The sequence below is a fragment of the Delftia sp. WSY_22 genome, from assembly GCF_043104185.1.
GTDB classification, from domain to species: Bacteria; Pseudomonadota; Gammaproteobacteria; order Burkholderiales; family Burkholderiaceae_C; genus Comamonas; species Comamonas tsuruhatensis.
This window is the reverse complement of record NZ_JBICKN010000057.1, coordinates 336,606-360,746: the sequence shown is the minus strand read 5'-3', so window position 1 is coordinate 360,746 and position 24,141 is coordinate 336,606. Positions and strand designations below refer to the sequence as shown.

The following is a 24,141-nucleotide window of genomic DNA, read 5'->3' as shown; positions in this document are numbered from 1 at the left end:
TCAACTGGGCCAGCGCACGGTCAGGCCGCCGTCGGCAATGATGGATTGGCCGGTGATGTAGGAAGCCTCGTCGCTGGTCAGGAAGCGGATCAGGGCGGCGATTTCGCGGGCCTGCCCCACGCGTCCCAGCGGGATGCCCCTGGCCGCCTGCGCCAGGCCCTCCGGCCCCAGCGAGTTGACCGGGTCCAGCGATTGCGGCGTCTCGATCAGGCCGGGAATCACGGCATTGCAGCGTATGCCGCGCGGTGCCAGCTCCATGGCCACGGCGCGGCACAGCCCGGGCACGCCTGCCTTGGCGGCCGCATAGTGGGCATGCTGCTCCCAGCCGTAGACGCCGCCTGCAATGGAGGAGACGGCCACCATGGCCCCGCCCTCCGCCATGAGGCGCGCGCTGGCCCGGAAGGTGCGCATGACGCCGCCCAGGTCGATGTTGATGACCTCCTGCCACTGCGCATCGCTCATCTCGGCCAAGGCCGCCTGGCGCAGCAAACCTGCATTGGCGACGGCGAAGTCCAGCCGGCCGAAGCGGTCCACGGCGACGCGGGCCAGGTGCTCGACCTGCTCGGCATCGCCCACATCGACCGCCTCCATCACGCACCGCCCGCCCGCGCGCTCGACAAGGTCCCGGGTCTGGCCGGGATCGTGCGGGTCCTGCGGGTAGTAGCTGCCGGCCACGGCAACGCCGGCCTGCGCGTAGGCCACGGCCAGCGCCTGGCCGATGCCGCTGGCAGCGCCGGTGATGAGGGCGACCTTGTTCCTGTCGATCTGCGGGTGCATGGCGGCCTCACTTCACGGTCTGGGGATCGACATGGGGTGCCAGGAACATCAGCAGTCCCGAGGCTGCGCAGGGAATGGCTCCCCAGTACAGCGCCGCCTGTGCCCAGTCCGCCCCCTGCGACAGCGTCCAGGTCACGCCAAAGCCTGCCGCGATGGCGCCCACCTGGCCCATGGCGTTGACGAAGGAGCTGGCCGTGGCACGGATGTGGCTGGGAAAGCTCTCGCCGATCAGGAAGAGGGCCGCTGCATAGGGGCCGATCAGGAAGAACAGCCCCAGCGAGTACAGCGGCACGATGCGCCAGAAGTCGCCCGAGGGCGCGTTCAGCATGAGCGCGAAGGCCAGGCCACCCAGCATCCAGCCTATGGCCACGGCGTTGCGCCGGCCTATGCGGTCACCGAGCCAGCCATGGAAGACATAGCCCAGGAAGCCCGCGAGATTGGAGATGATGAGCACCTGCAGCGCGCTGGAGAAATCCACGCCCTTGCCCGGCGTGCCACCGGCGCCGCCCAGCACCGAGGTGCCCAGCACCGCGAAGATCACGATGGCGAACCAGTTCAGGAAAAAGCCCAGGGCCAGCGACAGCGTGGGCCGCAGCGAGGCGCCCCGGAACATGGCCGACAGGCCGGTGTGCTGCGCTTGCTGCGGGTGGGCGCCATGGGCCTGGGCCAGGCGTGCGGCCTCTGCCTCGCGTCCGGCACGGCGCAGATCGGCAACGCGCCGCGCGGTCAGGAACTGGGGCGTTTCCACCAGCCGGCGGCCCAGCACGGCAATCACCAGGGCGGGGAACATGGCGAACACGAAGGACAGCACCCAGCCGCCGCCCTGGCCGAACCAGCGCTCGCCCAGCGGATACAGCAGGGCCACCAGCACGGCCGTGAGCACCGCGCCCACGGGCCAGCCGCCTTGCACCAGCGAGTAGATGAAGCCGCGCCGGCGCAGGGAGGCCGGGTCCGTGTAGACCAGGGAGAACAGCTCGCTCAGGTAGGTGGCGTTGATGCTTTGCTCTGCATAGCCCAGGCCCGCCAGCGAGCGCACCACGATCAGCAGCACGAAGCCCAGCCCCGCCGACAGCCCGATCACCCAGCCGGCCAGCGCCGTCAGGCCCGAGCACAGCGCGGCGCCCGCCACGGCGATGATGATGCCCTTGCGCCGGCCCAGCCGGTCGGCGATGGGGCCGATGCCGAAGGCCACGATCACCGTGCCCAGCGTCACCCAGGTGTTCAGCCGCGCCTGCTGCTCGGCGCTCCACCGGAAGTGCTCGCCCAGTTGCGGCAGCAGGGTGCCGAAGAGGATGAAGTCGTAGACGGCAAAGACCCAGGCGAAAAAGCAGACCCAGGTGGCGTAGCTGACCTGCCTGCGCGTCACGGTGGGCGCGGTCCAGGGGGCATCGATCCCGGCCGGGGCCGGATGGCCTGCGCCTGGGGCGTCGGAGGCAATGGCGGAGGTATTCATGGTGTCCTCGCTGAGGTGGGATGCGGCATCAACGCGGCTGGCGGCGCAGGAAGTCGTCGGCGATCTGGTCGCACGTCATGAAGCGCACGCCGTCGTGCGACTGGAAATGCTCGATCAGGCGCTCCAGCATCAGCAGCACCTGGGGGCGGCCGGAGACATCGGGGTGGATGGTGATGGGGAAGACCGCGTAGTCGTGCTCGCGGTAGACCCAGTCGAACTGGTCGCGCCACATCTGCTCTATGTCGCGCGGGTTGACGAAGCCGTGGCTGTTGGGCGACTTCTTGATGAACATCATGGGCGGCAGGTCGTCCAGGTACCAGTTGGCGGGGATCTCGACCAGCCGTGTCTCCTTTCCGCGCACCAGGGGCTTCATCCAGGTGTCGGGATGCTTGCTGTAGTCGATGCGGGTCCACTGGTCGCCCACGCGCACGTAGTACGGGTGGAAGTCGTTGTGCATCAGGCTGTGGTCGTACTTGATGCCTTTCTTGAGCAGCAGCTCGTTGGTGACGGGGCTGAACTCCCACCAGGGCGCCACATAGCCCGTGGGTGCGCGGCCGGCCAGCCGCGTGATGACCTCGATGCTGCGGTCGAGCACCGCTTCCTCCTGCTCGGGCGTCATGGCAATCGGGTTCTCGTGGCTGTAGCCGTGGATGCCGATCTCATGGCCCGCGTCCACCACGGCCTTCATCTGCTCGGGAAAGGTCTCGGCAGAGTGGCCCGGGATGAACCAGGTGGTCTTGAGGCCGTATTTGTCGAACAGCCTGAGCAGCCGCAGCGAGCCGACCTCGCCCGCGAACATGCCGCGCGAGATGTCGTCGGGCGAGTCCTCCCCGCCATACGAGCCGAGCCAGCCGCCGACGGCATCGACGTCCACGCCAAACGTGATCTGTATGTCCTTGCTCATTGCATGCACTCCTTTTTCACTGGGAACGGTTGAGGGAAGAAAGCGCCTGTTCGACGGCCAGGGCAATGCGCAGCAGCCGGTCGTCATCGCCCTGCGGGCGCATCAGCTGCAGGCCGATGGGAAGCCGTTCGGTGCTTGCGCCAGGGCCTTGCAGGCACAGGGCGCCGCAGGGCACGGCCACGGCCGGCGCATCCAGGAAGCTGCCGGGCATGGTCAGGCGCAGCGTGGCGAGATTGGTCTGGGCAAACAGCGCGTCGTCTTCCAGCAGGGGCTGCAGCAGCGGCGCCGGATGGCCCACCGCGGGCAGCACCAGGGTGGCGCCGCCCAGCTCCTGCGCAAACAGCGCCGTCAATGGCTGGCGCCGTGCCAGCAGTTGCAGGTAGCCGCCATGGTCCAGATGCCTTGCGGCCTCCAGCCGGCTGCGCACGCGCGGGTCCATGCGCGCGGCCTGCTCCGGGGCATCCAGGCGCTCGCGGTGCGTGGCCAATGCCTCATGCGCGCCCAGCCAGCCATGGCGCTGCGTCAGCGTCTGCACCGTGTCCAGGCTTTGCAGCCGGCGCCGCTGCACGCGGGCGCCCTGCCGCTGCAGCAGGGCCAGGCCGGCTGCAATCGCGTCGCGCACCTGCGCCTGCACGCGGTCGTCGTCCAGCATGCCGGGGTCGATGACGAACACCTGTCCCTGCAGGCCTATGACAGGGCCTGGGACGGCAGGGCCTGCAGCGGCATCGCCGGCAGGCACGGTGCTGCGCAGCACCTGGTCCAGGGCCATGCAGTCGGCCACGCCCAGGGCCAGCGGCCCCAGCGTGTCCAGGGAAGGTGACAGCGCAAAGACCCCTTGCATGGGATAGCGCCCCTGGCTGGCACGAAAGCCCACCAGCCCGTTGAAGGCTGCGGGAATGCGCACCGATCCTGCCGTGTCCGTTCCCATGGCCAGCGGCCCGCAGCCCTGCACCACGGCCAGGGCCGCGCCGCTGGAGGAGCCGCCAGGCGCCCGTGCGCGCCCACCCAGGCGGGGATTGGCGGGGGTGCCGAAGCCGGGGTTCAGGCCCAGTCCCGAATAGGCGAACTCGCTGAGGTTGGTCTTGCCCAGGCAGACCATGCCGGCCGCCGCGGCCCGCGCCACCACGGGGGCATCGGCAGGGGCTGGCGGGGCAGAGCGAAGCAGGGCCGATGCCGCCGTGGTGGGCGCGCCACGCACATCGAACAGGTCCTTCCAGCTGATGGGCACGCCGTCCAGCGGCCCGAGCGGGCGGCCCGTACGCCAGCGCTGCGTGGATTGCCTGGCCTCTTCCAGCGCGCGCTCCGCCGTGATGCGCGTGAACACGGACGGGCTTTCACAGGCCGCTTGCAGGCAATGCTCGGTGGCTTGCGTGGGCGTCAGCGTGCCGGCGGCATAGGCTGCATGCAGTTCGCAAGCCGAGGCAGGCGCTGTCCGGAGGCCGCTGTTTTTCATTGAATTTGAATGTTGTTGTCAAAGTTCATTTTTGAATTCTAGTGAGCGCCTCCATCCCGTGTCCGGGTGATTACCCGGGGGATGAGGCGCTCTGTGTTGATCTGTGAAGGAGGCCGTTTTGTGCCGCTTGCGCCGCTCTAGCGGTCCTTGTGGTCCGCCTCGCCGCACTTCCAGTAGCCCTTGGCGCTCAGCTGGCCGGGTGCGATGCCACGGTCCAGGAAATGCCGCTTCAGCGCACGCATGGCGCCGGACTCGCCCGCCATCCACAGATAGCCGTTGCCCGGCGGCAGCGGCCGGTACATCAGCCGCTGGCACAGCCTCTGCCCAGGCTGGCCCGGCGCGGCGGTGATCCACTCGGTGCGCCAGCGGGCAGCGCTGTCCATGGGCTGGCATTCGCCGTCATCGGTGATTTCCACGTAGGCCTTCACCCGCGCGGAGGCTGGCAGGCGCGCCGCGATCGATTGCATGGCCGGCAGTGCCGAGCCATCGCCCGCCAGCATGAGCCAATCGGTGCCGGCCGGCGGGGCGAAGCCGCCGCTGCGCGGGCCGGCAATGGCCACCTGCTCGCCCACGCGGGCCTGGGCGGCCCAGCGGGAGGCGGGGCCGTCGCCGCCAGCGGAGGTGCTGTTCTCATGCTTGGCATTGAACGCATCGCCATGCAGTACCAGGTCAATGTCCAGCGTGCCGGCCTGGCGGTCCACGCTGCGCAGCGTGTACGCCCGGCCCTCGCCCGTGGGCAGGAACAGCTTGACCCAGGCGGCGGGCGCATCCACGGCAGGCGCCCGCGAGAAGGCGGCGATCTGCTCGCCACCCAGCGTGATGCGGCGCATGCGCGGCGTGACGGATTGCGCCTTCACCACGGTGCCCAGCGCGCGCTGCGTGCCGGCAGGCATGTGAATCGGCTCAGCCATGGGTGGCTCCCCGGGCTGCGTTCAAGCGCAGCAGCAAGGCCACGGCGATGGACAGCGCCACGCTCACGGCGGCGGCGAAATACACGTCTCCGACGCCCGTGACACTGGCCAGCAGCCCGGCGGCAGGGGCCGTCAGCCCCATGGACAGGTCGAAGAAGGCCACATAGGCGCCCATGGCCGCGCCGCGTGCCTGGGCAGGCGCCCGGCGGACAGCTTCCACGCCGAAGGCCGGGAAGGCCAGCGAGTAGCCGAAGCCGGTGAGCGCGGCGCCGGCATAGGCCCATGGCGCATCGCCCCCGCCCCAGATCAGCAGCAGGCCGGCGGCTTCCAGCGGAATGCTGGCCAGTGCCACCCGCACGCCGCCCAGCTTGTCCGGCAGATGGCCGAAGAGCAGGCGCGCGCCGATGAAGGCCAGGCCGAAGGCCGTGAAGGCCAGCGAGGCCGCTCCCCAGCCCCGCGATGCGAACAGCAGCGCTGCAAAGGTCGTGATCACGCCAAAGCCCACGCTGGACAGGGCCAGCCCCAGGCCGGGAAGCCATACCGTGCCCAGCACCTTGTAGAACGGCGTGCGGCGCTGGGCCGCAGCCGGCGTGGCGCGCAGGCCCCAGACCATGGCCAGGGCGGCCAGCGGCAGCACGATGGTGGCCACGGCAATGCCGGAGAAGCCCCAGGCCGCCTGCACCGCCACGCCGGCCGGCGCGCCCGCCGCATAGGCGCCGTACATGGCAATGCCCACCCAGGCCATGACCTTGCCGGCGTTTTGCGGACCGATCATGCCCACGCCCCAGCTCAAGGCCCCGGTGATGATCAGGCTCTCGGCGCAGCCCAGCAGCACGCGGCCGGCGGCCAGCACCCAGACTGCGGCCGGCCCGCCCTCGAAGGCGCGTGACATCAGGTAGGCCAGGCCCGAAACGGCCGCCAGCGCCATGCCCAGCACCACGGCCTGCCTGGCGCCGCGCGTGTCGGCCAGCGACCCGGCCCAGGCCCGCGACAGCAGGGCGGCCGCGAACTGGCAGCCCATCACCGTGCCCACCCCCAGCGTGCCCAGTCCCAGGGTCTGGCTCAGGTGCAGGGGCAGCACGGGCATGGGCATGCCCAGGCAGAGAAAGCTGACGAAGACCGCCAGCGTCAGCGGCAGCAGCCGCGCGAATGCATTCACCGGCGGCGACGCGGCCGCAGATGGCGAAATTCCGGAAGACATGTGCATTCCCTTTCAAATACGAGTAAAAACTCAGATCACATGTCCAGGAGAATATGAGCCATGGCTCGCATTGAAAACTCGCATTCGCAGGCGGCGCAGCGCCAGCCGCCCCAGCCCCGCAAGCAGCCACGGCAGGCGCGTTCCCTTGCCACGGTCGAGGCCATTCTGGAAGCTGCGGCTCGCGTTCTGGCCGAGCGCGGCTATGCCGCCACCAACACCAATCTGGTGGCCGAGCGCGCAGGCGTGAGCGTGGGTTCGCTCTACCAGTACTTTCCCAACAAGGACTCGCTGATCACGGCCTTGCACGAGCGCCACGCCGCGCAGATGTACGCGGCCATTGCCGCCGTGCTTGCGGCAGAGCGGCCGCAGGGCCTGCAAGGCCATGTGCAGGCCATGGTCCGGGCGCTGCTGGCGGCGCACCGGGTCGAGCCCGATCTGCACCGGGTGCTGGAAAAGGAATTCCCCTTCTTCGACGCGCCGCGCGAGCAAAGCGCGGCCGACGGCGGCATCTTCCGCCAGGTGCGCCAGCTCCTGGAGCTGCACCGCAGTCAGCTCGCCCACCGCGATCTGGACCTGGCCACCTGGATGCTGCTGCAGACCATGGAGTCCCTGGTGCATGCCGCCGTCATCGATCCGCCTGTCATGTTCACCCCCCAGGCCCTGGAGGATGGCATCGTGCAGGTGCTGATGGGGTATCTGCGAGCGCCTGCCCTGGGTTGAGGATGCAAGGAGCGATTTGGCCGCCAGGTCCTCAGGGCGCGAAGACCTCCGGATCGAATGGGCCAAGCAGTCGGGCCACTTCGCCGGCGTCATAGGGCTGGCCCAGCATGTCCATGAGTTCTTCGCAAGGGGATTTCATGGGCACGGTGGAGATTCTCAGCACTGGAATCGTGCAATGCCGACAGGCGCGGCCGGCAAGCAGCGTATTCGTTCAGCTTTCGACGCAGTTGCCCGCATCCTCCTGCGGCGGGGTGACACGCCAGTAAAGGGAGGGAAAGCCTTCGCCCACCGGCTGGTGGCCGGGCGGCTGCGATGCCGCCAGCTGCAGATGCAGCACGCCGCAGGCATCCACCATGTGCTGGGAAATCCAGGGGCTGATGTCCATGCGGCCATCGATCAGCACCAGTGGCTTTTCGCGCAGCTTCAGGGCCAGGGCCTTGGCCTCGGCCGTGGGGCCTGAGATCACGCGGATGTCGCCTCCCAGTGCCTCGCGCGCGGGTTCGGCAAGCGCCTGGCTCAAGGCCTTTGAATCGAAGTTTCTCCAGTGCCGGCTGTTAAGCCGCAGTTCACTGCGCGCCGAGGTCATCTGGGCCACGAGCAGCAAGGCCAGTTGAAGTGCCACGAAGCACTTGATGGCGGTGGTGATCGATATGCGCGACGGCTGCAGTCTGGCACCGGCCAGCTCCATGGCGACGGGAACGGCCAGCAGCAGAAAGGGCGTGCCCCAGTGCAGCTGCAGCGACGAGCCCGCAAAGATGCCGATGGCGCAGGTCAGCACGATGGGCGTGAGGCCAAAGCACAGGATCAGCGCGCGCGATGCATCGGCTGTCCCGGGACGCTGCGGTGTGTCCTGCGGCGCAAGGCGGCTGCGGCGGTGCAATGCCATCACCAGTCCCAGCAGCACCCAGGCCAGCAATGCGCGGTTGAACAGCTGGTCGGCCAGCCAGTGCAAGGTATTGAGCAGTCTTGCGCCGCCGCCCAGGCTGGCGCCCAGCGAGGATTCGGTGGCATAGCGGATGGGGCCGAAGTCGTTCAGGAAAAGCCAGTACAGGTGCGGCGAGATGATGGCCAGAGAGATGGCCGCCGCCAGCACCAGGCCGATCATGTGGACCCGCTCGCGCCAGGCGCCTGACGCCAGCCAGAACAGGAATACCGCCACGGCGGCCAGGATCATCTGGTACTTGGCCAGTGCGCCCAGGCCCAGGCAGCAGCCCAGGGCCGCCCACCAGTGCAGTTGCCTGCTGCCCACCGCACGCCACACCAGCAGGGCACTGGCCACGAAGAAGGGCATCAGCACCACTTCATGGTTGAAGAAGTGCAGCCGCTCGTTGTAGTAGGTGATGCACAGGGCCGCCAGCAGGGCCAGCGTGGCATGGCGGCTGCCGCGCAAGGTCTGCATCAGCTTCCAGAAGACAAGCAGGCCGGCCAGCGTGAAAAGCGCGCCCGTCACATAGCTGGTGCGGGCAGACAGTCCGAACACATTGACCGGCACCGAGAACATCCAGGTCGGCAGCGGTGGATGCTTGTAGTAGCCCCATTCCAGGCTGTGCACCCAGGTCAGCTGCTCGAGGTTGTCCTTGGGTGCCGTGAGGCTGGAGCTGTCGATCTGCAGCAGCCAGACCACCGAAAAGAGAAGGAGGCCGATGAGGACCTTGATGTCCAGGGAAAGCGACGGTGCGGGCATGGCCAGCGGAGCGCTTCGCGTGATCGTGCTCGCTGCTTGTGAGGGGACGGGATGGGTCATAGGAAATGCCAGCGGCGATGACAAGTGCGCTGGCACAGGGGAAATTCCCAGGAAGGCGGTCGAACGGGAGCTTCAGCGTTGGCTACGGACTCTTGGCTTACGCGAGGCGCTATGAGTCCGGCAGAATATGTCTGCCTGGTCAATGCAATGTAAAGATTGTGTGAAGATATTGTGGAGACGCCGGCCGCGGCTCAGGCGCCGGCCGGCTCGCCGAAGTCGTGGACTGCCGCGCGCAGCAGCAGCATCGACAGGCGTTCCGCGGCGGGCGTCAGAGGCAGCGCAGCACGCGTGACCTGCACGATGTCGGGTGCCATCAGGCTCTCGCGCACGGCAATGGGCTCCAGTACACCGTTGAAGAGGGGCGTATCGGCCCACTGGCGCGGCAAGAAGGCGAGGGCGTCGCTGCTGGCCAGCAGCGCCAGCAGGGCCATCAACGATTCGGCGACCGTCACCACGCGCGGGCTGCGCAGGCCGAGCGCGGAGAACTGCTCCTCGAATTCTTCCTCGCGGCGCTCGCGCAGGCCGGTGACGATCCAGTCGGCCTCCAGCAACGCCTGCAGGCTGCCGGCGGTGCGCAGCGGATGGCCGCGGCGGGCCAGCACGACACGCTCGTTGCGGTGAACCAGGGCCACCTGGTAGCTGGCGCTCAATTGCCTCTCGGGCCGGGGGCCCAGATAGAAGTCCAGCCGGCCGTCGCGCAGCGCCGGCTCGATGGCCGGGAACAGGCCTTCGACGAAACGCAGGTGCACATCCGGCCAGTCGCGCCGGAACTGGGCATAGGCGCGGGCCAGCAGCGACAGCACGGGGGCGCTGGACAGAGCGACGGCGACATGGCCCTGCATTTCGCCGCGCGCCTGGGCGGCCTCCTCGCTGCCGCGACGCAGTTCCTCGAGCGCGGCCTGCGCGCGCAGCAGGAATCGCTCGCCCGCCACGGTCAGCGATACCCCGCGCGCATGGCGCTGGAACAGCGCCACGCCGAGCTCGGCTTCCAGCTCGCGCACGCTGCGCGTCAGTGCCGGCTGGGTCAGGCCCAGGCTGCGGGCCGCGCTGCGCAGGCTGCGTGCCCGGGCAACGGCGACGAAATTGCGAAGGTGATGAAGTTTGGGCATCGGTCGGAGCGTGTTTATGCCCGTTTCCGAGCGCGCCAAGGCCAGGGGATTTCCCGCAGGGGCCGTGCACGCGGGCTCCGCCGCGCCTGAGCCGCTGCGGAACGCTCCAGTGATAACGACCATGCATCGCTGAGGCGTTTCTGTCCTCTGCCGCAGCCGGCCTGCCAGACCTAGCATGCCCTCCATAACGTCGGCGCAGCCCGGCGACCCATAGGAGACAAGCAGCATGAGCATGAGGAAATGGGCCGGCGCCTGTGCGCTGGCAACCCTGGCGGCGGGCTCCGTCGCCGCGCAGACGGCCGCCGGCGGAACGGTGCGCATCACCAGTGCCTTTCCCGCGGGCAGCGGCCCCGACGTGGTGGCCCGGCTGGTCGCCGACAAGCTCTCGGCGCAATGGAGGCAGCCGGTCGTCGTCGACCCCAGGCCGGGTGGGGCCGGCGTGGTGGCCATCAATGCGATGAAGAACGCGCCGCCCACGGGCAACGACCTGGTGGTGGTGGACGTAGGCCACTTGTCCATCAATCCGCTGGTCTTGCGCAAGCTGGCCTATGACCCGCAAAGCGAGCTGACGCCGGTGGCGCTGCTCTACAAGACCGCCTTCTTCGTCGTGGTCGGCGCGCAAAGCCCCTTCCACAGCCTGGCCGAACTGATGGCGGCGGCGCGGCGCAGGCCCGGCATGACCTATGGCTCCAATGCGGTGGGCGGGCCGCTGCATCTGGGCGCGGCCCGGGCCGCGACCGCCATGAGTGCCGAAATGATGCATGTCCCCTACAAGGAGACTTCGCAGCTGTACGCCGCCGTGTCGACGGGCGAGGTGGACTGGGCTTACGGCAGCATTGCGACGTCCGGCCCCCTGCAGCAGGCCGGCAAGCTGCGCTTTCTTGCCGTGGCGGACAGCCAGCGTTCCCCGGCGCTGCCCGATGTGCCGACCGTGCAGGAGGCCGGTGGCCCGGCCGGCATCGATGCGCTGACCTGGGTTGCGCTCATGGCGCCCAAGGGCACGGCGCCGGCCGTCGCCGAGCGCATCAACGAGGCGGTGAACCGGGCCCTGTCCGCGCCTGACGTCAGGGATCGCCTGGCCGGTTTCGGATTCTTCACCAGCATCGGCCCCGCAAGGCAGGTCGCCGACCTCATGCAGGCCGACCGCGAGCGCTATGCCCAAGTGCTGCGCCGCGTCAAGGTGACCGTCGATTGAGCCCCGGGGAGACGCCATGAAGACCGAAGTCGCGATCATCGGAGGAGGGCCCGCAGGGCTGATGCTGGCCATCGAGCTGGGCTGCAGGGACATACCGTGCGTGCTGATCGAGGAGCGCAGCGGGCCGCCGACGCTGCCCAAGGCCAATGCCACCTCGTCCCGGACCATGGAGCATTACCGCCGCCGGGGCTTTGCCGACCAGGTACGCAGGCTGGGCCTGCCGCCCTCGCACCCCCAGGACATCGTCTATTGCACGCGGCTCACGGGGCTCGAGCTGGCGCGCTTTCGCATTCCCTCGGCCGAGGAGGCCGCCTCGGGCACGGCCTATGGCGACTACGGGGAACAGGCCTGGCCCACGCCCGAGCTGCCGCATCGGGCGCAGCAGATGTTCATCGAGCCCGTGCTCAGGGCGCAGGCCGAACGCCATGCCAGCGCCGTGCTGCGTTTTGGCCTGAGGGCCGAGGCGGTGCAGGACACCGGTTGCGCAGTCCAGATCGAATGCCGCGAGCCGGACACGGGCCGTACCGAGTTGCTGCAGGCCGCCTATGTGGTCGGCTGCGACGGGCCGCGCAGCCTGGTCCGCCAGGCCATGGGCGTCGTCTACGCAGGCCATGGCAGCGAGCGGCGGGACTTCCTGGGCGGCCCGATGATGTCCATCTACTTCCGGGCCCCCGGTCTGTACGGGCTGATCGGCAAGCCCAGGGCCTGGCAGTACTGGGCCGTCGGTCCCGGGCAGCGCGGCCTGCTGTGCGCCATCGACGGCGTGGACCGGTTCGTGCTGATCGTGCAGCTGCCCCAAGGCACCCAGCCTGCCGATTTCCATCCGCAGCAGGCGCTGCAGGCCGTCGTCGGCCGGCCTTTTGCGCACGAGCTGATCGCGCTGACCCCCTGGAACGCGGGCTATGCCCTGGTGGCCGAGCGCCTGCGGCACGGCAGGATGTTCATCGCCGGCGATGCGGCGCACCTGTTCACGCCCACGGGCGGCATGGGCTACAACACCAGCGTGGACGACGTCGTGAACCTGGGCTGGAAGCTGGCGGCGGCCATCCAGGGGGCGGCCGGCCCGGTGCTGGACAGCTATGAGGCCGAGCGGCGGCCGATCGCCCAGCGCAACACCCGTTTTGCACGCAGCATGGCCGACAGCATAGGATGCCTGCCGGTCACGGCTGCAGTGGAGCAGGAGGGGCCCGCGGGCGACAGCGCCCGCCATGCGCTCGGGCAGGCACTTTCGGAGCATGTGGCACGCGAGTTCAACATCCCGGGGCTGCAACTGGGCCTGCGCTATGCCGACAGCCCCGTCGTCGCCCGGGAGTTGGCCGAGCCCCCGCCGGACGAGCCCAACCGCTACCTGCCTGGAGGTTATCCCGGCACGCGCGCTCCGCATGTGGCAACGGGGCCGGACCGGTCCCTGCTCGATGACTTCGGACGCGATTTCACACTGCTCGCATTCGGCCCGGACGGCCCTGACGGGCTGGAACCCTGGAGGCAGGCTGCTGCGCAATACGGCATCCGGCTGGATGTGGTGAGGAGCGAAGACGGGCAGACGCGTGCGCTGTATGGCGCCGACCGCGTCCTGATCCGCCCGGACCACCACATCGCCTGGCGCGGCGACGGTGCGGCGCCGCCGACCGAGGTCCTGGCGCTGGCACTGGGCCATCGCACCCCGCCGGTGGGGCCCGGCTAGCCCCGGCCCATCCGGCCGCCTGCCCCCCGGGCCGTCCGGCCTTTCGCGTTCCTGACCCTGGCCAGTCCGGCCGGGGGACGCCGGCCTGCGCCTGAGTCTGCGCTTTCGCCGTCCTTGCCGACATCCATCACTTTCAGGAGACAACATGCCACATCCCTCCTTTCCTGTTCGCGCCGCGCTATCCGCGCTATGCCTGGCCGGTGCCGCTGCCGTGCCCTCGGCACCCGCCCTGGCCCAGGGCGTCAAGCTCTATGGCCTGCTCGATGCATCCGTCGAGCACCTGACCGATGTGGGCCAGGGAGGCGCTTCGCTGAACCGCATGCCGGGCCTCACCGGCAGCGTGCCGTCGCGCATCGGCCTGCGCGGCTCGGAGGACCTGGGCGGCGGCCTGCGTGCCCTGTTCACGATGGAGCAGGGCCTGGCGCTCGACGCGGGCGTGCTGAACCAGGGCGGGCGCGCCTGGGGGCGCCAGGCCTTCGTCGGCCTGTCCGGCGACTGGGGCAGCCTCACACTGGGGCGCCAGTACACCATGCTGTACTGGTCCCAGCTCGATGCGGACATCCTCGGCCCGAATGCCTACGGCGCGGCATCGCTGGACAGCTACCTGCCCAATGCGCGCGCGGACAACGCGCTTGCGTGGCGCGCCGGCCTTGGCGGCTTCACCGTCGGCGCGACCTACAGCCTGGGGCGTGATGCCGTCAATGCTGGCCCCGGTCCCGCGGGAACCAACTGCCCCGGCGAGCAGCCGGGCGACTCCAGCGCCTGCCGGCAATGGTCGGCAATGCTCAAGTACGAGGCCAAGGCCTGGGGCATCGCGCTGGCCGTCGATGAAATCCGTGGAGGCCCCGGCGCCTTCGCAGGCCTGACCAGCAGCGCGCGCAAGGACCGTCGCTCCACCGCCGCGGGATGGGTGCGCTGGGGGGCATGGAAGCTCGGCGCCGGGGTCATTGCCCGCCACAACGACGGCCGTCCCGATGCGCCACGCAGCGATCTCTGGTACCTGGGCGCCAGTTTCTCCGCCACACCGGCCCTGACCCTCGATGCGCAGGCCTTGGATCTGCGTTTCAGGCGAAGCGACGACGGGGCCCGGCTCTTTGCCCTGCGGGCCCGGTATTCGCTGTCCAAGCGCACCACGCTGTATGCGACCGCAGGGCAACTGTCCAACGAGGGAGCACTTGCGCTGTCGGTCAGCAATGCGGCGCCAGGCGCCGCGCCCGCCCCCGGGCGTTCGCAGAACGGCTTCGCTGCCGGCGTGCGGCATAGCTTCTGAGGCTCAACCCGCATGCAGGGCCCGCGTCCGCGTCCCGATCCATTTCCTTCCCACTTTCCACTTCCCACTTCCCGTCCCAGGAGACAGACCATGAAACTGATACGCCACGGCGCCAGCGGCTGCGAGAAGCCCGGCGCCATCGATTCCCAGGGCCAGGCGCGCGACCTGTCGGACCTGGTGCCCGATTTCACGCCCGAGTGGATGGCGCCCGGCAGGCTGGCCGCGCTGGCCGCCGTCGATCTGCAGCGGTTGCCGCTGGTGGCGCAAGGCAGCCGCCTGGGGCCCCCTGTCGCCGGCACGCGCCAGTTCGTTGCCATCGGGCTCAACTACCGGCGGCATGCCGAGGAGTCGGGTCTCGACATTCCGAAGGAGCCCGTGGTCTTTCACAAGGCGCTTTCATCGCTGGCCGGGCCGGACGACGAGGTGCGCCTGCCCGAAGCGTCGGTTGCCACCGACTGGGAGATCGAACTGGGCTTTGTGATCGGCACGCGCGCAAGCCGCATCCCCGTGGAAGGTGCGCTCGCGCATGTGGCCGGCTACCTGCTGGCCAACGACATCTCCGAGCGTGACTGGCAGATCAAGCGCAACGGCCAGTGGGGCAAGGGCAAGAGCTTCGATGGCTTCGGCCCGGTCGGGCCATGGCTGGTCACGGCCGACGAGCTGCCCGACCCCCAGGCCATCGAACTGACGCTGTCCGTCAATGGCGAGGTCATGCAGCGCAGCAGCACGGCAGACATGATTTTCCCGGTGGCCTGTCTCGTGTCCTATCTGAGCCAGTTCATGACGCTGCTGCCCGGCGACCTTGTCATCACCGGCACGCCCGAAGGTGTCGGCCTGGGCATGAAGCCGCCCCGTTTCCTGAAGTCCGGCGATGTCATGACGCTGGACGGCGGGGTTCTTGGGCGGCAGCTCCAGCGGGTGCGGTGATGGCCTCGCCCGCCCACCGGCCGCGTGGCGCTGCCCGCCGGTCTTCGCACAGTGAACATGCAAAGGAGGGGACACCATGAGCGGCCTTCCCACGCCATCTGGAACGACACCTGGAACGCCATCCGGCGCGGCCGGGCAGCCGGCCGTGCATTCGATCGATGAGTTCGTCTTCAGCGTGCCCGATCTCGAAGCGGCGCGGCATTTCTACGCCAGTTTCGGGCTCGAGGTGCGCGACATCGACGGCGCGCTGGCGCTGCACACCTACGGGCATCCCCACCGCTGGGCGCGGGTGCTGGAGGCCGCAACGCACAAGAGGCTGCAGTGGCTGAGCCTGGGCATCCATGCGGCCGATCTCGATGCCTTCTCGCACCGGATCGACGGCGCGGGGATCGCACGCATTCCTGCGCCGGCCGGTGCCCGGACCGACGGTATCTGGATCGCCAGCCCCGACGGGGTGCCCATCCAGCTGCGTGCAGCCGCCAAGAGCTCTCCGTCGGCGCCCGCACCGCACGTGCTGCCGCCGGCCTGCCGCAATGCCGGCCGCGCGCCGGCCCGCAGCCTCATGCCGCAGATCCGGCCGCTGCACCTGTCGCATGTGCTTTTGTTCTGCGCCGACGTGGATGCCGCGCTGGCGTTCTACACCGAGGTGCTGGGACTCAGGCTCTCGGACCGCTCGGGCTCGGTCATCGCCTTCCTGCACAGCCCGCACGGCAGCGACCACCACCTGCTGGCACTGGCCGCATCGCATGGACCCGGCCTGCACCACAGCAGCTGGTGCGTGCCTTCTGTCGACGCCGTGGGCAGCGGCGCCCGGCAGATGGCCGAGGCGGGCTATGCGCAGGGCTGGGGCGTGGGCAGGCATGTGCTGGGCTCCAACTTCTTTCGCTATGTGCGCGATCCCTGGGGCAGCTTCGCCGAGTACTCCTGCGACATCGACTTTGTCGAGGCGGGCGCGGTGTGGCCTGCGGCCGACCATCCTCCCGAGGATTCGCTCTACGTCTGGGGGCCGGACGTGCCCGCCGACTTCGTCACCAACCACGAGCCTCCACGCTGAGGCGCCCGCCAATGCCCCAGACGCAGGAACGCCCCGCTGCCTTGCGGCATCGGGGCGCTGTGCAACAGGGCCGGCTCTTTGGCCGCCTGTCGGTTGATACAAGGATCTGGCGGAGACTGTGAGATTCGAACTCACGGACGGTTGCCCGTCGGCAGTTTTCAAGACTGCTGGTTTAAACCGCTCACCCAAGTCTCCGAAGCTCCGTATTCTAGCCGGGCTTGCGTGGGTCCCGAGGGATGCGTGCCGATGCACGACCCGCAATCAAAAAGGCGCCCCTTCGCAGGGGCGCCTCTCGGGGGGCGCAGCGGATCAGCCGCGGGCAGCGATGGCCTGGGCTGCGGCCAGGGCCGTCATGTTGACCACGCGGCGCACGGTGGCGGAGGGGGTCAGCACATGGGCTGCGGCAGCACCGCCCAGCAGGATGGGGCCGATGGTCGTGCCGTGGCCGCCCGTGGTCTTGAGCACGTTGAACAGGATGTTCGCGGCGTCCAGGTTGGGGCAGATCAGCACGTTGGCCTCGCCGTGCAGCGAGGATTCGAGCAGGGCGCGGTCGCGGATGGCTTCGGACAGGGCGGAGTCGCCGTGCATTTCGCCATCGCATTCCACGTCGGGGTTGGCGGCGGCGAACAGGTCGCGCGCAGCGCGCATCTTCAGCGCCGAGGGGCGGCTGGACGAGCCGTAGTTGCTGTGCGACAGGAAGGCCACCTTGGGCGGCAGGCCGAAGCGGGCCACTTCCTCGGCCGCCAGGCGGGCGATGTCGGCCAACTCGGTGGCGTTGGGCGCCTCGTTGATGTAGGTGTCGGCGATGAACAGCGTGCCGCTGTCCAGCATCACGGCGTTGACGGTGGCGAATTCGCCAGCGCCTTGCTTGAGGCCGAGCACGTCGCGCACATGGGCCAGGTGGCTGTCGAACTTGCCGACCAGGCCGCAGAGCATGGCGTCGGCATCGCCCAGGTGGACCATGAGCGCGGCGATCAGTGTGTTGGAGCGGCGCACGGCGGCCTTGGCGGTCTCGGGCGTGACGCCGTTGCGGCCCATCAGGCGGTGGTAGGTTTCCCAGTACTGGCGGAAGCGCGGATCGTCCTCGGGGTTGCAGATCTCCACGTCCTTGCCCAGCACCAGGCGCAGGCCGGCCTTGGCGATGCGGGCCTCGATCACGGCGGGGCGGCCGATCAGGATGGGCTTGGCCAGGCCGTCATCGACGGCGACCTGGGCGGCGCGCAGCACGCGCTCGTCTTCGCCTTCGGCATAGGCCACGCGCTGCTGGTTGGCCTTGGCGGCGGCGAACACCGGACGCATGAACATGCTGGTCTGGTAGACGAAGCGGGTCAGGCTCTCGCGGTAGGCGTCGTAGTCGGCGATGGGGCGGGTGGCAACGCCGGACTCTTCGGCAGCCTTGGCCACGGCCGGCGCGATGCGCAGGATCAGGCGGGTGTCGAAGGGCGTGGGGATCAGGTAGTCGGGGCCGAACTTCAGCTCCTTGCCCTGGTAGGCGGCGGCGACTTCATCGCTGACGTCCTGCTTGGCCAGTGCGGCGATTTCGCGAACGCAGGCCAGCTTCATGGCTTCGGTGATCTTGGTGGCGCCGCAGTCCAGCGCGCCACGGAAGATGTAGGGGAAGCACAGGACGTTGTTGACCTGGTTGGGGTAGTCAGAACGGCCCGTGGCCATGATGCAGTCCGGGCGCACGGCCTTGGCCAGCTCAGGGCGGATCTCGGGTTCGGGGTTGGCCAGGGCCAGGATGATGGGCTTGTCGGCCATGGTCTTGACCATGTCGGCAGTGAGCACGCCGGGAGCCGAGCAGCCCAGGAAGACGTCGGCATCCTTGACGGCATCGGCCAGGGTGCGGGCGTCCGTCTTTTGCGCGTACTGGGCCTTGGAGGCGTCCAGGCCACCGGGGCGGCCTTCGTAGATCACGCCCTTGGAGTCGCACATGAAGACGTTTTCGCGCTTGACGCCCAGTCCCACCATCACGTTCACGCAGGCGATGGCGGCGGCGCCGGCGCCGGAGACGGCGATCTTGACGTTGCCGATCTGCTTGTCCACCAGCTCCAGCCCGTTGAGCAGGGCGGCGCTGGAGATGATGGCCGTGCCGTGCTGGTCGTCATGGAACACGGGGATGTTCATGCGCTTGGACAGCTCCTGCTCGATGTAGAAGCACTCGGGCGCCTTGATGTCCTCGAGGTTGATGCCGCCCAGCGTGGGTTCGAGCGAGGCGATGATCTCGATCAGCTTGTCGGGATCGCGCTCGGCCAGTTCGATGTCGAACACGTCGACGCCGGCGAACTTCTTGAACAGGCAGCCCTTGCCTTCCATCACCGGCTTGCCGGCCAGCGGGCCGATGTCACCCAGGCCCAGCACGGCCGTGCCGTTGGTGATGACGCCGACCAGGTTGCCGCGCGCCGTGTATTCGGCGGCCAGCGAGGGGTCGGCCTGGATGTCCAGGCAGGGGTAGGCCACGCCGGGCGAATAGGCCAGCGACAGGTCGCGCTGGTTGGACAAGGGCTTGGTGGGCGTGACGGAGATCTTGCCCTTGTTGGGGCTGCGATGGTATTCGCGGGCTGCGTCGCGCAGGGCTTGTTCGGCGTTGGACAGGTTTTGGGTCATACAGGAATTCTCTGCAAATGCTCTCGGAGCTTACCGGATAGCTACAGCCTATGAGGGTCAGGACAGTTTTGCCTCAGGGATTTCGACAACAAGCCCCCTGGCGCCTATGGACGGCAGGGGGCGCACGGCCCGGCGGGTAGGCCGGGCGGTTGTTGGGCGTGCCCGCCAGGGCGGGCACTGTTTCATCAGTGGGCGTCTGCCTGGCGTGCGGCCCGGACGGCAGCAGAGGTGTCGCTGCTGGCTCCGTTGAAGAAAATGTTCAATGCCACCGCGGTAATCGAGGCCAGCAGGATACCGGATTCGATCAACGGATGAATGCCGTGGGGCATCCATTGGCGGAAATTCGGCGCCACCAGCGGAATCATGCCCACGCCGATGGACACGGCGACGATCATGGCGTTGTTGCGGTTGGTCTGGAAATCCACGTTGCTCAGGATGCGGATGCCGGTGGAGGCCACCATGCCGAACATCACCAGGCCCGCGCCGCCCAGCACCACGGTGGGCAGGGACTCGACCAGGGCGCCCATCTTGGGCAGTACGCCCAGCACGATCAGGATCACGCCGCCGGCCACGCAGACCCAGCGGCTCTTGACGCCGGTGACGGCGACCAGGCCCACGTTCTGCGAGAAGCTGGTGTAGGGGAAGGTGTTGAAGATGCCGCCGATCAGCGTGCCCAGGCCGTCGGTGCGCAGGCCGCGGGTCAGCTCGTCCTGGCTGATCTTGCGATCGGTCATGTCGCCCAGGGCCAGGAACATGCCGGTGGACTCGATCATCACCACCACCATCACCAGGCTCATGGTGAGGATGAGGATGGGGTCGAACACCGGCGTGGCGATCTCGAAGGGCAGCACCATCGTGAACCATTCGGCCTTGGCGACCTTGCTGAAGTCCATCAGGCCCATGGCCACGGACAGCACGCCGCCGATCAGGATGCCCATGAGCACCGAGACGTTGGCCAGGAAGCCCTTGGCAAAGCGCGCGATCAGCAGGATGGACAACAGCACGATGGCCGAGATGCCCACGCCGGTCAGGTCGCCGTACTTGGGGTTGGGAATGGTGGGCACGACCGCGAAGCCCTTGGGCACGGGCGGCAGCGAGGAGCCTGGCGCGCCGGCCGTGGCCTGGGCGTCGGCCAGCCATTTCAGGTGCTCGGGGTTGGGCACGCTGGGCGCGGTGGGGCCGACGGGGTTGCCGAAGATCCAGTTCACGCCCACGCGCATCAGGCTGATGCCGATGACGGCAATGATGGTGCCGGTCACCACGGGCGGGAAAAAGCGCAGCATGCGGCTGATCAGCGGGGCGATGAGGATGGACACGATCCCCGCCCCGATCACCGAGCCGAAGATCAGCCCCGCGCCCGCCGAGCCGCCCGTGGTCTGCGCCATGGACACCATGGGCGCCACGCTGGCGAAGGTCACGCCCATCATCACGGGCAGCTTGATGCCGAACCACTGGGTCGCGCCCATGGCCTGGATCAGCGTGATCAGGCCGCAGCAAAACAGGTCGGCCGAGATCAGGTGGGCCACCTGCTCGGGCGGCAGGTTGAGTGCGCGGCCGACGATCAGGGGCACGGCCACGGCGCCCGCATACATCACGAGAACGTGCTGCAGGCCCAGCGCCGTGAGCTTGCCTGCGGGCAGCATCTCATCGACGGGATGAACGGAAGATTGCATGGGGATTTGTCTCCTCGGGATTTATGGGAACGGACGCCGGCGTGACAGGGTTTGGCACCAACATCCATACAAAAAGTGTATACAGATCATGGGAAATTTCTGCTCCCGGTAAACCCTGTTGCGGCAGTCGCGCCAACCCGTTTTGGTGCGCATCGCCTGCCAGGGCGGGAGTGCCATGGTGCATTGCAAGATGGATGCCAGCCGCCAGGCAAGCGCCAGGCAAGCGCCAGGCACCGTGCTGGTGCCTGGCGGCCGCTGTGGTGCGGCTCGGGCGCGGCTCGGGTGCACGGCATGGGCTGCGGAGGTGCGCGCGCCCCGATGCGGTGCCCGGACGCAAAAAAGCCCGGCGGCGCCGGGCTTGGGGGTCAGGCCTTGATGCGGGCCGTCAGGCGGTCAGGCCGTCAGGTCGCACAGCATGCGCGCGATGACCTTGGTGGCGCGGCGCAGGTCCTCCAGCACCAGGCGCTCGTCGGCGCGCTTGGCGTGGGATTCCAGCACGGTGCGCGGGCCGGCGCCGTAGATCACGCCGGGAATGCCGCGCTCCACGTACAGGCGCACGTCGGTGTACAGCGGCGTGCCCACGGCCGGGGGCTTTTCGCCGAACACGGCTTCGCCATGGGCCTGGATGGCGTCCACCAGGGGCTTGTTGCCCGCCAGCGGCGTCATGGCATTGGCCAGCAGCAGGCGCTTGATGTCCACGCGCACGGCATCCTCGCCCGTGTAGCCGCCGTTGGCGTTGAAGTCGGCAATGGCCTGGGCGATGACGGCGCGGATGCTGGCCTCGACCTCGGCCGGGTTCTCCTCGGGGATCATGCGGCGGTCGATCTTGAGCACGACCTTGCCGGGCACCACGTTGGTGTTGGTGCCGCCTTCGATGCGGCCGATGTTCAGGTAGGGGTGCTTGATGCCCGGCACCTTGGAGGTCACCTGCTGGTACTTGGTGTTCTCGGCGTACAGCGCATTCATCAGCACCACGGCGGCCTGCAGCGCGTCCACGCCGGTGTGGGGCACGGCGGCGTGGGCCATCTTGCCCTGCACGGTCACTTCCATCTGCAGGCAGCCGTTGTGGGCGGTGACGACTTCGTAGCTGAAGCCGGCGGCGACCATCAGGTCGGGTTGGGTGAGGTTGTTGGCCAGCAGCCAGCCGGGGCCCAGGATGCCGCCGAATTCCTCGTCATAGGTGAAGTGCAGTTCCACCGCGCCCTTGGAGGGCTTGGCCACGGCTTCGAGCGCACGCACGGCGTAGGTGAAGGTGGCGAAGTCGCTCTTGCTCACGGCGGCGGCGCGGCCGTAGAGCTTGCCGTCCTCGATGGCGGCGCCATAGGGGTCCTGGGTCCAGCCCTCGCCGGGCGGCACCACGTCGCCGTGGGCGTTCAGCGCAATGGTCAGGCCGCCGCCGGCGTCACCTGCGCTGCCGTAGGGGCGGCGCACGATCAGGTTGGTGATGGATTCCATGCCGTAGGCCTTGACCTCGGCCTCGGGCACGGTGTGCTTCTCGGCCTCGTAGCCGAAGGTCTTGAGCAGCTCGGCCGTGCGCTCGGCGTGGGGGGCGTTGTTGCCGGGCGGGGTGTCGGTCGGAACCTGGACCAGGGCCTGCAGGAATTGCACCTCTTCATCGAAATGCTGGTCGATCCAGGCGTCCAGGGCGGCGTAGGTGGCTTGCTTGTCTTGGTTCATGTTGGTCATTGCTGCTCTTGGGCCAGTTGGTTCAGTACGTGGGAGAAGGCATCGACGGACAGTTGCATGTCGTCGGCGGTGGAGCTTTCCAGCGGGTTGTGGCTGATGCCGGCGTTCAGGCCGCGTACGAACAGCATGGCCTGGGGCATGATTTCATGCAGCTTCATGGCGTCGTGGCCGGCGCCGCTGGGCATGCGGTACAGGGGCACGCCCAGGGCGTCCACGGCGGCTTCCCAGCGCTGCTGCCATTCGGGGGCGCTGGGGGCGGCGGCGGCCTTCATGGCCAGCTCGGTGCTGTAGCGCAGGCCACGGCGCTGGGCGATGGCCTCGATCTCGGCCAGGATGTCGGCCACCATGGCGTCGCGCTGCTCGTTGGTGGGCGCGCGCAGGTCCAGGCTGAACTGGCAGCGGCCGGGAACCACGTTGACCGAGCCGCTGGGCACATTGAGCTGGCCCATGGTGGCCACCGAGGTGCCGTCGCGCGCGGCGCGCTTTTCGATGTACAGCGCCAGCTCGGCCACGCCGCAGGCGGCATCGCGGCGGCGGTCCATGGGCGTGGTGCCGGCGTGGCTGGCCATGCCGATCATCTCGCAGATGTAGCGCGCGCTGCCGTTGATGGAGGTGACGATGCCCAGCGGGATGTCCAGCTCGTTGAGCACCGGGCCCTGTTCGATGTGCACCTCGATGAAGCCCAGGTAGCGGGCCGGATCGCGCTGCAGCTTCGGAATGTCGTCAATGCACAGGCCGGCATGCTGCATGGCCTCGCGCAGGGTGATGCCGTCGGCATCCTTTTGCTCCAGCCATTCCTGCTTGAAGTCGCCGATCAGCGCGCCCGAGCCCAGGAAGGTGGCCTTGTAGCGCTGGCCCTCCTCTTCCGCAAAGCCCACGACCTCGATGTGGAACGGCAGGCGCTTGCCCTGGCGGTGCAGCTCGCGCACGCAGGCCATGGGCACGAAGATGCCCAGGCGGCCGTCGTACTTGCCGCCGTTGCGCACGGTGTCGTAGTGGCTGCCGGTCAGCAGGGTCTTGGCGTCCTCGGTGGCCGCCTTGTAGCGGCCCACGACGTTGCCCACGGCGTCGATCTCGACCTCGTCGAAGCCGCAGTCGCGCATCCAGTGGCTGATGCGCTGGGCGCAGGCGCGGTGGGCGTCGGTGAGGTAGGTGACGGTGAGCTGGCCCTTTTCGGCATAGCCGGGGTCGCTGTGCTGGGCCAGCTTTTCCTGCCAGTCCCAGACATCGTTGCCCAGCTCGGGCGTGTAGCCGAACTTGTCGTTCAGGCGGATCTCGGCAATGCGGTGGATGTTGCGCAGCGCCTCGCCCAGCTCGAAGTCGGGGTGGTTGTGCAGGCGGCGCTCGAAGGTCTCGATGATCTCGGCCTTGGCCAGGCCCGCGCCGCGCGGACCGCGCACGGCCAGGATGAAGGGAAAGCCGAAGCGCTTGCCGTACTCGGCGTTGAGCTTGCGGATGTGCTCCAGCTCCTCGGGCGTGCAGCGGGTCAGGCCGGCCTTGTTCTGCTCGTTGGTGGATTCGGCCGTGAGCGTGTTGGTCTCCATGGCCTTGCCGGCCAGCTCCGGGTGGGCGCGGATCAGGTCGAGCTTGGCCTGCACCGGCGCCTTGTCCAGCACCTGGGCCATGGCGTACTTGATCTGTGCCAGCGAGCGGAAGGGGCGCTGGGCCAGCGCGGCCTCGGCAATCCAGGGCGAGTGTTCGTACAGGCCGTCGAGCAGACCTGTGGCGGTGGCCAGGTCGGCGGCATTGAGTTGTTCCAGCGTCAGAGCCATG

The 24,141-nt window shown here is 68.7% G+C and carries 18 protein-coding genes and 1 tRNA gene; 6 read left to right on the top strand and 13 right to left on the bottom strand.

Annotated features, from left to right (window positions below):
• The 6 genes from ACF8NF_RS25665 to ACF8NF_RS25640 form a co-directional block, all read right to left on the bottom strand.
• On the bottom strand, positions 1–777 hold the full coding sequence (locus ACF8NF_RS25665) for an SDR family NAD(P)-dependent oxidoreductase (RefSeq protein ID WP_209800842.1): 777 nt from the start codon (positions 775–777) through the stop codon (positions 1–3).
• A 7-nt stretch (positions 778–784) separates the two neighbouring features.
• Complete coding sequence (locus ACF8NF_RS25660) at positions 785–2,230, bottom strand: MFS transporter (protein ID WP_212646188.1); 1,446 nt, start codon at positions 2,228–2,230, stop codon at positions 785–787.
• A gap of 28 nt (positions 2,231–2,258) precedes the next feature.
• Entirely contained in the window at positions 2,259–3,134 is an 876-nt protein-coding gene (locus ACF8NF_RS25655; protein WP_016449802.1) for a polysaccharide deacetylase, read from the bottom strand.
• Positions 3,135–3,150: 16 nt separating this feature from the next.
• Positions 3,151–4,587, bottom strand: coding sequence for an amidase (locus ACF8NF_RS25650; RefSeq protein WP_392451515.1), 1,437 nt, complete (start codon positions 4,585–4,587; stop codon positions 3,151–3,153).
• Positions 4,588–4,724: 137 nt separating this feature from the next.
• Positions 4,725–5,498 (bottom strand): siderophore-interacting protein, encoded by a 774-nt coding sequence (locus ACF8NF_RS25645; protein WP_392451514.1) that lies wholly within the window; start codon positions 5,496–5,498, stop codon positions 4,725–4,727.
• A complete protein-coding gene (locus ACF8NF_RS25640; protein WP_026062431.1) occupies positions 5,491–6,699 on the bottom strand; it encodes an arabinose transporter in 1,209 nt (402 codons plus the stop codon). Before ACF8NF_RS25640 ends, ACF8NF_RS25645 begins: the two co-directional genes overlap by 8 nt.
• Before the next feature lie 60 nt (positions 6,700–6,759).
• Here ACF8NF_RS25640 and ACF8NF_RS25635 point away from each other — a divergent pair, with 60 nt between their 5' ends.
• On the top strand, positions 6,760–7,419 hold the full coding sequence (locus ACF8NF_RS25635; RefSeq protein ID WP_016449798.1) for a TetR/AcrR family transcriptional regulator: 660 nt from the start codon (positions 6,760–6,762) through the stop codon (positions 7,417–7,419).
• 211 nt (positions 7,420–7,630) lie between these two features.
• On the opposite strand, the gene ACF8NF_RS25630 is transcribed toward ACF8NF_RS25635, so the two are convergent.
• Positions 7,631–9,163 (bottom strand): glycosyltransferase family 39 protein, encoded by a 1,533-nt coding sequence (locus ACF8NF_RS25630; RefSeq protein WP_392451513.1) that lies wholly within the window; start codon positions 9,161–9,163, stop codon positions 7,631–7,633.
• Positions 9,164–9,354: 191 nt separating this feature from the next.
• Complete coding sequence (locus ACF8NF_RS25625; RefSeq protein ID WP_392419012.1) at positions 9,355–10,272, bottom strand: LysR substrate-binding domain-containing protein; 918 nt, start codon at positions 10,270–10,272, stop codon at positions 9,355–9,357.
• Between the two features lie 226 nt (positions 10,273–10,498).
• On the opposite strand from ACF8NF_RS25625, the gene ACF8NF_RS25620 reads away from it, so the two are divergent.
• From ACF8NF_RS25620 to ACF8NF_RS25600, 5 genes are all read left to right on the top strand, one after another.
• Positions 10,499–11,467, top strand: coding sequence for a Bug family tripartite tricarboxylate transporter substrate binding protein (locus ACF8NF_RS25620; RefSeq protein ID WP_392451512.1), 969 nt, complete (start codon positions 10,499–10,501; stop codon positions 11,465–11,467).
• Between the two features lie 16 nt (positions 11,468–11,483).
• Complete coding sequence (locus tag ACF8NF_RS25615; RefSeq protein WP_392451511.1) at positions 11,484–13,151, top strand: FAD-dependent monooxygenase; 1,668 nt, start codon at positions 11,484–11,486, stop codon at positions 13,149–13,151.
• Positions 13,152–13,296: 145 nt separating this feature from the next.
• Positions 13,297–14,421: a porin gene (locus ACF8NF_RS25610; RefSeq protein ID WP_287142307.1), complete on the top strand. Its 1,125-nt coding sequence runs from the start codon at positions 13,297–13,299 to the stop codon at positions 14,419–14,421.
• 90 nt (positions 14,422–14,511) lie between these two features.
• Positions 14,512–15,348: a fumarylacetoacetate hydrolase family protein gene (locus tag ACF8NF_RS25605; protein WP_126312408.1), complete on the top strand. Its 837-nt coding sequence runs from the start codon at positions 14,512–14,514 to the stop codon at positions 15,346–15,348.
• 76 nt (positions 15,349–15,424) lie between these two features.
• Positions 15,425–16,402: a VOC family protein gene (locus ACF8NF_RS25600; RefSeq protein ID WP_374005908.1), complete on the top strand. Its 978-nt coding sequence runs from the start codon at positions 15,425–15,427 to the stop codon at positions 16,400–16,402.
• A 107-nt stretch (positions 16,403–16,509) separates the two neighbouring features.
• Here ACF8NF_RS25600 and ACF8NF_RS25595 read toward each other — a convergent pair.
• The 5 genes from ACF8NF_RS25595 to uraD all read right to left on the bottom strand — a co-directional run bounded on the left by ACF8NF_RS25595 (position 16,510) and on the right by uraD (position 24,140).
• Positions 16,510–16,597 (bottom strand) — tRNA-Ser (locus ACF8NF_RS25595).
• A gap of 114 nt (positions 16,598–16,711) precedes the next feature.
• The gene (locus tag ACF8NF_RS25590) at positions 16,712–19,009 is read right to left on the bottom strand and encodes an NADP-dependent malic enzyme (protein ID WP_012204029.1); all 2,298 of its coding nucleotides are present in this window, start codon (positions 19,007–19,009) and stop codon (positions 16,712–16,714) included.
• Positions 19,010–19,194: 185 nt separating this feature from the next.
• Positions 19,195–20,682: a nucleobase:cation symporter-2 family protein gene (locus tag ACF8NF_RS25585; RefSeq protein ID WP_016449790.1), complete on the bottom strand. Its 1,488-nt coding sequence runs from the start codon at positions 20,680–20,682 to the stop codon at positions 19,195–19,197.
• Between the two features lie 393 nt (positions 20,683–21,075).
• Positions 21,076–22,368: a M20/M25/M40 family metallo-hydrolase gene (locus tag ACF8NF_RS25580; RefSeq protein WP_313283507.1), complete on the bottom strand. Its 1,293-nt coding sequence runs from the start codon at positions 22,366–22,368 to the stop codon at positions 21,076–21,078.
• Positions 22,365–24,140: a 2-oxo-4-hydroxy-4-carboxy-5-ureidoimidazoline decarboxylase gene (gene uraD / locus ACF8NF_RS25575; protein WP_160854190.1), complete on the bottom strand. Its 1,776-nt coding sequence runs from the start codon at positions 24,138–24,140 to the stop codon at positions 22,365–22,367. The genes ACF8NF_RS25580 and uraD overlap by 4 nt, the downstream gene beginning before the upstream one ends.
• Between the last annotated feature and the right edge of the window lies 1 nt (position 24,141).